General features: G+C 53.2%; 3 tRNA genes. All 3 read right to left on the bottom strand.

Annotation, left to right across the window (positions count from 1 at the left end):
- Nucleotides 1-50: 50 nt before the first annotated feature.
- Nucleotides 51-127, bottom strand: a tRNA-Pro gene (locus tag ACQCVH_RS25330).
- Nucleotides 128-151: 24 nt separating this feature from the next.
- Nucleotides 152-228: transfer RNA gene (locus ACQCVH_RS25325), tRNA-Arg, on the bottom strand.
- Between the two features lie 19 nt (nucleotides 229-247).
- Nucleotides 248-336 (bottom strand) — tRNA-Leu (locus tag ACQCVH_RS25320).
- Nucleotides 337-374 lie beyond the last annotated feature (38 nt).

Here is a 374-nt window from a genome sequence, read left to right as displayed (position 1 = left end):
CAAAGCAGGCGCTCTCCCAGCTGAGCTAAGGCCCCATATCAAATTTCAAATGGTCGGGAAGACAGGATTCGAACCTGCGACCCCTTGGTCCCAAACCAAGTGCTCTACCAAGCTGAGCTACTCCCCGAACATGATAATTTTTAATATAATATGGCGCGCCCGAAAGGAGTCGAACCCATAACCTTCTGATCCGTAGTCAGACGCTCTATCCAATTGAGCTACGGGCGCACATCTAAAATAAGTCTTGTGGTGCCGAGGACCGGAATCGAACCGGTACGGTAGTCACCTACCGCAGGATTTTAAGTCCTGTGCGTCTGCCAGTTCCGCCACCCCGGCAATCTCTGGAGCGGAAGACGGGATTCGAACCCGCGACC

Origin of the sequence: Bacillus infantis (genome assembly GCF_050107595.1) — a bacterium.
Lineage (GTDB): Bacteria > Bacillota > Bacilli > Bacillales > Cytobacillaceae > Bacillus_AB > Bacillus_AB infantis_C.
Note: the sequence above shows the minus strand (reverse complement) of the source record. Positions and strands in the feature narration are given on the sequence as shown.